This window comes from Pseudomonas sp. YuFO8 (genome assembly GCF_035065025.1).
GTDB classification, from domain to species: Bacteria; Pseudomonadota; Gammaproteobacteria; order Pseudomonadales; family Pseudomonadaceae; genus Aquipseudomonas; species Aquipseudomonas putida_AE.
In genome coordinates this window covers 1-497 of the sequence record NZ_JAXDEQ010000115.1, presented here as the reverse complement: position 1 = coordinate 497, position 497 = coordinate 1, and the positions used below count along the sequence as shown (strand labels likewise).

The 497-nt window shown below is 53.3% G+C and carries 1 protein-coding gene; it reads right to left on the bottom strand.

The genetic code is table 11. The features are described 5' to 3' along the window. The coding region (lptD, locus tag SOP95_RS31550) for an LPS assembly protein LptD (RefSeq protein ID WP_323609522.1) at positions 1-497 on the bottom strand (497 nt) is incomplete at both ends.

Below are 497 nucleotides of genomic sequence, written 5' to 3'. Positions count from 1 at the left end.
AAGCTTGGTCTTCACGTTCACGATAACCTTCAATGCCTTTGTCGAGGAAGCTCTCTACCTTGGCGCCGGTCAGGCCGCCGAGTCCTTTGAGGACGATCTGGAAGAAGAGCCCGTGGTCACCCTTTTCGTTAAGCGGGGCGATCTGGCTGTATTCGTCGTTGGAAACCCAGTAACGGTTGATGACGCGCAGTTTCCAGCAGCAGTTGTCGTACTCGAAACCACCGAAGGCTTCCAGGGTACGGTTGCGAGCGTAGTCATACTGCCAGCGGGTGATCAGGTTCCACTGGGGAATGATCGGCCACATCATCGAGAAGTCGTGTTGTTGGATTTTGTAGTAATCCTTCACATAGTTATCTGCGCCCGGTGTGCCGTAGTCGCCACCAAACTGCCATTTGCCGGTCAGTTGGTTGTAGACGACCTGGTCATTACGATAGCGATAACCAACGTTGATGATTTTGTTCGGGTTGTCTTCCGGCTGGTAGTGAAGCATCGCGCTG